Below are 6,618 nucleotides of genomic sequence, written 5' to 3' on the forward strand. Positions count from 1 at the left end.
CGCAAGAAGATCGGTACCGGCCTGGCCGAGGCGTTCACCGTCACCTGCGAGACCTGTCACGGACGCGGTTACCACCGCCACGACACCCCGGTCGACTCCCAGGCTCCCGCCGACGGCGGCGAGCGCGAGCACGGGCGTCGCCGGCGCCACTGAGCCGTCCGTCGGACGTGGTTTCGACAAGCTGGTGCCATCGCTGGTCGAGCTTGTCGAGACCCGAGCCGTTGCCTGCCACATCCGTCATCCCGGCGAACGCCGGGATCTCGCGTGCCGACCGCGGCCCCGAGATCCCGGATCAAGCCCAGGATGACTCGTCCTGGATGCCAGGGGACGGCTCCAGCACGATCAACCTGCCGGCTGACTCGCGCGACACCCGTGGATGACGGACGCCGGCGGCCGAGCCGGTCATAGGGTTCTCCGTTGGAAGGAGACACCCCATGACTGCTACCCCAACGACTCCGGCCCCGCTGAACTCTCCAGCGCGGGTGATCACCGCGAGCATGATCGGGACGACGATCGAGTTCTACGACTTCTACGTCTACGCCACCGCGGCGGTCCTGGTCTTTCCGCAACTGTTCTTTCCCACCGGCAACACCACGACCGCGCTGATCGCGTCGTTCGGCGTGTTCGGTGCGGCGATGATCGCCCGTCCGATCGGCGCGATCTTCTTCGGCCATCTCGGCGACAAGCGAGGACGCAAGACCACCCTGGTGGTGAGCCTGCTGACGATGGGCATCGCCACCTTCCTGATCGGCCTGCTGCCCACCTTCCACAGCGCCGGCCTGCTCGCGCCGATCCTGCTGCTGGTGCTGCGCCTCGCGCAGGGCTTCGCGCTCGGCGGTGAATGGTCGGGCGCCGCGCTGGTGGCGACCGAGAACGCCCCCGAGGGCAAGCGCGCCTGGTACGGCACGTTCCCGCAGGTGGGCGCACCGCTGGGCTTCATCATCGCGAACGGGATCTTCCTGTCGATCAACGCGGCACTCCCGCCCACCGCCGGCGCGCTGCAGTCCGAGGCCTTCCTGAACTGGGGCTGGCGGGTGCCGTTCCTGTTCTCGGCCGTGATGGTCATCGTCGGGCTCTGGGTGCGGCTGAAGCTGGTCGAATCCGCGGCGTTCACGGACGCCGAGAAGCGCGGCGCGATCCGCAAGCTGCCGCTGAGCACCACGTTCCGCTTCCATTGGCGCGAGGTGGTGCTGGGCACTTTCATCATGCTCGCCACCTACGTGCTGTTCTACCTGATGAGCAGCTTCACCCTCACCTACGGCACCGCGAAGGCGAGCGCGACGCCCGCCGGCCTGGGCATCGGTTACACCCAGTTCGTGTTGATGCAGATCATCGGTGTGATCTTCTTCGGCCTGTTCACGCTGCTCTCCGGCCCGCTCGCCGACTCGATCGGACGCCGCAAGCTGCTGCTCGGGGTCACGGCGGTGATCATCGTGTTCGGCTTGGCCTTCCCGTTGTGGTTCTCCGGCCAAGCGGATCCGTTGTTCACCGGCGCGATGGCGCAGGCCGGCCTGATCATCGGCTTCACGCTGATGGGAGCCACCTTCGGCCCGATGGGGGCACTGCTGCCCGAGCTCTTCCCGACCAACGTGCGCTACACCGGTTCGGCGATCGCCTACAACGTGTCGAGCATCCTGGGTGCCGCGGTGGCCCCGATCATCGCTGTCGCCCTGTGGGCACAGGCCGGCGGCAGCACGTGGCTGGTCGGCGTCTACCTGGCCGGCGCGGGCGTTCTCACCCTGATCGCGCTCTTCCTCAGCCGTGAGACCAAGGACACCGACTACTCGGCGGCGTCCGTCGAAGACGAGCTCGAGGTAGTTGGCGCCCGTCTCCGGTGACCAAGAGGACCGTCCCCGGTGATCGTGGGGACGGCTCCCCTCGGTCACCGATTGGCCGGGTCTCGACAAGCCCGACCGACGGGGGCTTTCGTCATCCCGGCGAACGCCGGGATCTGATGAGGCCGATTGTGCTGCCGGGGTCCCGGATCAAGTCCGGGATGACGTGAGCTCGGCGCTGGCTGCCCAAGGTCTGGACAAGCTCGACCGACGGGGCGGGGGTCAGCGCACCAGCAGGCTGATGGCGTGGATGCCGAGGCCGGCCAGGCAGCCGACGACGGTGCCGTTGATCCGGATGAACTGGAGGTCGCGGCCGACGTGCAACTCGATGCGGCGGGCGGCCTGCTCGCCGTCCCAGCGCTCGATGGTGTGGCTGATCACCGTCGACAGCTCGGCGCCGTAGGTGCGGACGACGAACGCGGAGGCGTCCTCCAGCCGTCCCTCCAAGCGGGCGCGGAGGGCGTCGTCGTCGAGCAGCGAGTCGCCGAACCGCTGGACGGCACGGACGGCGCGCTGCTTCAGTTCCGACGACTCGGCGGCGAGCGCCGAGTCGAGCGATCCCTGCACCGTGCGCCACAGGCTGACGATCGTCTCGGCGGTCTGCGGATGGCTGAGCAGCCGGTCTTTGAGCTTCTCGGCGCGCTCGGCCACCACCGGGTTGTGTTGCAGGTCGCCGGCGATCTGCCGCAGCAGGTCGTCCAGGGCGGCCCGGGTCGGATGGTCCCGGTCGCGGCGGATCGCCCACAGCCATTCCATCGCCTGGTCGTAGGTCCAACGGACGATCCGGCGGTTGACGAATCCCGGTGCCCACCGCGGCGCGCGCTCGCCGACGATCCCGTCGAAGGTGTCGGGGTGGCGTCGCAGCCAGTCGTGCACCTCGCCGACGACCAGGTCGACCAGCCCGTGGTGCGCCCCGTCGGTGACGATGGCGTCCAGCAGATCGCCTGCGGCGCCGGCCAGCGGTTCGGAGCGCAGCCGCGGCACGATCACCTCGCTGACCAGGTGATTCACGTCGTCGTCGGAGATCCGGGCCAAACCCACCCGGGCCAGCCGGGATCCCTCGGCCACCACCCGGACGGCGTTGGTCTCGACCTGCAGCCATTCGCCGAGCCGGGTGCCGACCCGGGTCGCCGCCACCCGCTCGCGGACGATCGCCTCGGTAAGGAAATTCTCGGTGAAGAAGGACTGCAGGTTGCGGGCGATGTCGTCTTTGCGGCGCGGAATGATCGCGGTGTGCGGCACCGGAATCCCTAGCGGATGGCGGAACAACGCGGTGACTGCGAACCAGTCGGCCAGGGCACCGACCATGGCCGCCTCGGCGCCGGCGTTGACAAAGCCCCAGACGCCGTCATGGGCCACCCGCAGCGTGCTCAGATAGACCGCCGCCGCGAGCACCAACAATCCGAGCGCGATCAGCTTCATTCGCCGTAGCCGGGACGCGCGTTCCTGATCGGCCGGTGACATCGTTGCGATCGACACCCGCCCAGGATTCCAGCAGTAGCCGGACGTCGGCTAGGGAAGCGCCGATCAAAGCCCTCCATCGTCATCGCGGACTTGATCCGGGATCTCTCTCGCCTGCGATCCCGGGTCGGAGCCCGGGATGACGTGAATGATCATCGCTGTGTTCAGCGACACGATGGCGTCGAGGTACGGTGGCTGCGCCTTATCCTGAGGTGAAGCACCCAGGAGTACGTGATGAGCCAGAACCCCTACCCACCCACGCAGCCGGAGCCTCACCAGCATGCCGGTGGCGGCTACCAGTACACGCCGTACCCGCCGCAGCAGCAGTACAACAGCTATCCGCCTCAGCCGCCGGCACCGGCCTATGGGCTGCCGGTCGTGCCGCAGTTGAATCCGTATGCGCCGCAGGCGCTGGCGCCGTTCGGCATCGATCCGCTGACCGGCCTGCCGTATTCGGACAAGAGCAAGGTGGTGGCCGGCCTGCTGCAGATCTTCCTGGGCAGCTTCGGCGTCGGCCGGTTCTACCTCGGCAATCCCGGCATGGCGATCGCGCAGATTCTGGTGACCTGGTTCACCCTCGGCGTGGGTGCGCTGTGGCCGTTGATCGACGGCATCGTGCTGCTGGCCGGGCAGCCCCGTGATAGCGCCGGACGTCCGCTGCGTCCCTGATTCCACCGGATCCCCGCTGGTTGAGCCTGTCGAAACCGGGTTTGCTGGCGTTGGAAGGGTCTCGACAAGCTCGACCGACGGTGGCCCACGGAAGGTGGTCTGGCGACTCAGAGCAACTGGCGCGCCTGCAGATCCGTTCGTAGTTGGACGGCGCTGCTGAACAGGATGGTGCCCAGCCCCACGGTGGAGGCCGAGTCCAGGTTCTCCTGAGTGTCGTCGATCATCACCGTGTCGTCGGCTTCGAGGCCGAAGCGTTCCAGGGCGTAGCGGAAGATGTCGGCGTCGGGCTTGGCGAGGCCGACCTCGCCGGAGACGATCACGTCGGCCAGTCGGTCGATCACCGGGTTGGCACGGCGGGCGATGTTGAAGTTCTCCTTGGCCCAGTTGGACAACCCGAAGCACGGCACACCGGCCGCCAGCAGGTCGTCGATCACCGCGGCGGTTCCCGGCACTGGTCCGCTGACCGTCAACGGGAAGCGGTCCAGGTAGACCCGGTAGATCTCGGCCAGTTGCGGGGCTTGGTCATCCATCTCGACCAGCGCGTCGCGCAACGGCATGCCGGCGTCGGTGCGGGCGTTGAGTTCCCAGAACACCTCCGAGGTGAGGAAGTCGTCGATCCGGGCGGCGTCCACGACGCCCTCCAATGCCCGGATCGGGTCCCAGTCCACGATCACGTTGGCGACGTCGAAGATGAGGGCGGTGGTCACAGATCCTCCTCGGCGATCCTGATCCGCAGAGCCTGGGCCAGGGTCGGCCCGAGCCCGTGTGCCTGCTCGTCGGTGATGATGGCTCCGGCCATGCCGTCGACACCGTCCAGACGATTCAACCGCACCATGTCCAGGCCCCGCAGGTCAAGGTGTTCCCCCTTGCGGTTGTGCAGATCGAGATCCTCGACCAGGCACTCGGCGAGCGCCGACCGAGTCACGTTCGCACCGGCCAGATCGAGCGTGCCGATCCGGCAGCCGGTGAGTTGGACGTCCGAGACGACGGCCTCGCGCAGGTTGAGGTAACCGATCCGGACGCCGCTCAGCAGCACGTTGTTCCAGCGGGCGCCCGAGGCGTCCAGCACGCCGATGCTGCCGCCGCTGACCACGACGCCACGCCACTCCGAACGGGGAGCGTCCCAGGTGATGGTGACCGGGTCGTCCACCTCCACCTCGGCCAGCCGGACGCGGCGCGCGGCCAACCGCTGTCCCGGCAACTGAACCAGCCGCGAGTCACTGATCGTCGCTCCCACCGCGGACGCCTCCTCCGCATGCCAGGACAGCCGTGCCTCGCTGAGGCTGGCGCCGTCGGCGTCCGGGCCGAGTTCGCGCCCGATCAGCGGAGGCAGTTGGGGCGGGTTCACCCGGGGCTTCTCGACAGTCACCGACTGCTCCTCACCACAGTCCCAGCCGGGTCAGATCAGCGCGCAGCCGGGCCGCATCGGTGAACAGCAGCCCGGTCATGCCGACCTCGATCGAGGCGTCAACGTTGTTCTGCCGATCGTCGACGAACACCGTCGATTCCGCGGCCAGGCCGAACCGGTGCAGGCTCACCCGGTAGATCTCGGGATCGGGCTTGGTCAGGCCCACCTCGCCCGAGACGACCACGTCGTCCAACTCGCCGATGATCGGGCCGGCCGCCCGGGCGACGTCGAACGTCTCCTTGGGCCAGTTGGACAGCCCGAAGCAGGGCACACCGGCCGCCTGCAGTTCGCGGATCACTTCGGTGGTGCCCGGTACGAGCCCGGTCACCGAGCGGGCGTACCGGTCGACGTAGAGCCGGAAGGCGGCACCCAGGTGGGGTGCCCGGCGGTCCATCTCGGCGACGGCTTCGGCCACCGGCAGGCCGTGGTCCCAGGCCTCGTTGAGCTCCCAGAACTCCGTCGAGGCGAAGAACGCGTCCACCTCGGGCTGGGGGAGCGCTCCGGGCAGGGTGCGCCGCGGATCCCAGTCGACGATCACGTTGGCGATGTCGAAGACGACGCTTGTCACTGCTCCTGTTGTCATGGCACGTTGCGCTGCAACTCGTCCAGCCACAGTGCTGCCGAGACGTCGGACGGCATCCGCCAGTCGCCGCGCGGGGACAGCGAGCCGCCGCGCACCACCTTCGGCCCGTTCGGCAGCGCCGAGCGCTTGAACTGGGCGAACCCGAAGAACCGGCGCAGGAACACCTCCAGCCACTTCTTGATCGTCGGCAGGTCGTAGGCGACCCGCTTGTCGTCGGGGAAACCCTCCGGCCAGTCGCCGCGGGCGGCGTCCGACCAGGCATGTAGCGCGAGGAACGCGATCGTCGAGGGGGCGGTGCCGTGCCGCAGCACGTGATAGAGCGTGAAGTCCTGCAGGTTGTAGGGCCCGATCGACGCCTCGGTCGACTGCGGCTTCTCGCCCGGCGTGGTGGGCACCAGCTCCGGGGTGATCTCGGTGTCCAGGATGGCGTGCAGCACCTCGCCCACCTCGTCGCTGAACTGCCCGGACGCGCTCACCCAGCGGATCAGGTGCTGCATCAGTGTCTTCGGCACCCCGCCGTTGACGTTGTAGTGGCTCATCTGATCGCCGACGCCGTAGGTGCACCAGCCCAGCGCCAGCTCGGAGAGGTCGCCGGTGCCGAGCACGATGCCGCCGCGCTGGTTGGCCAGCCGGAACAGGTAGTCGGTGCGCAGCCCGGCCTG

The 6,618-nt window shown here is 68.4% G+C and carries 6 protein-coding genes and 1 pseudogene; 2 read left to right on the top strand and 5 right to left on the bottom strand.

Annotated features, from left to right (window positions below):
• The first annotated feature begins 434 nt into the window (after nt 1-434).
• Entirely contained in the window at nt 435-1,838 is a 1,404-nt protein-coding gene (locus Q0066_RS13550) for an MFS transporter (protein ID WP_298133766.1), read from the top strand.
• 219 nt (nt 1,839-2,057) lie between these two features.
• Here the strand turns inward: Q0066_RS13550 and Q0066_RS13555 are convergent, their stop codons facing one another.
• The gene (locus Q0066_RS13555; RefSeq protein ID WP_298133768.1) at nt 2,058-3,314 is read right to left on the bottom strand and encodes a DUF445 domain-containing protein; all 1,257 of its coding nucleotides are present in this window, start codon (nt 3,312-3,314) and stop codon (nt 2,058-2,060) included.
• 216 nt (nt 3,315-3,530) lie between these two features.
• Here Q0066_RS13555 and Q0066_RS13560 point away from each other — a divergent pair, with 216 nt between their 5' ends.
• Nucleotides 3,531-3,965 (top strand): TM2 domain-containing protein, encoded by a 435-nt coding sequence (locus tag Q0066_RS13560; protein ID WP_298133769.1) that lies wholly within the window; start codon nt 3,531-3,533, stop codon nt 3,963-3,965.
• A gap of 107 nt (nt 3,966-4,072) precedes the next feature.
• Here Q0066_RS13560 and Q0066_RS13565 read toward each other — a convergent pair whose 3' ends face one another.
• From Q0066_RS13565 to nadE, 4 genes and pseudogenes are all read right to left on the bottom strand, one after another.
• Nucleotides 4,073-4,672 carry an HAD family phosphatase gene (locus Q0066_RS13565; RefSeq protein WP_298133770.1) on the bottom strand — a complete coding sequence of 200 codons (600 nt, stop codon included), beginning with the start codon at nt 4,670-4,672 and terminating at the stop codon, nt 4,073-4,075.
• Nucleotides 4,669-5,334 (bottom strand): hypothetical protein, encoded by a 666-nt coding sequence (locus Q0066_RS13570; protein WP_298133771.1) that lies wholly within the window; start codon nt 5,332-5,334, stop codon nt 4,669-4,671. Before Q0066_RS13570 ends, Q0066_RS13565 begins: the two co-directional genes overlap by 4 nt.
• Before the next feature lie 10 nt (nt 5,335-5,344).
• Nucleotides 5,345-5,956, bottom strand: coding sequence for an HAD family phosphatase (locus Q0066_RS13575; RefSeq protein ID WP_298133772.1), 612 nt, complete (start codon nt 5,954-5,956; stop codon nt 5,345-5,347).
• A pseudogene (nadE, locus tag Q0066_RS13580) lies at nt 5,953-6,618 on the bottom strand (NAD(+) synthase); the annotation flags it as partial. The pseudogene nadE and the gene Q0066_RS13575, both read right to left, overlap by 4 nt.

Origin of the sequence: Micropruina sp. (assembly GCF_027492755.1) — a bacterium.
Lineage (GTDB): Bacteria > Actinomycetota > Actinomycetes > Propionibacteriales > Propionibacteriaceae > Micropruina.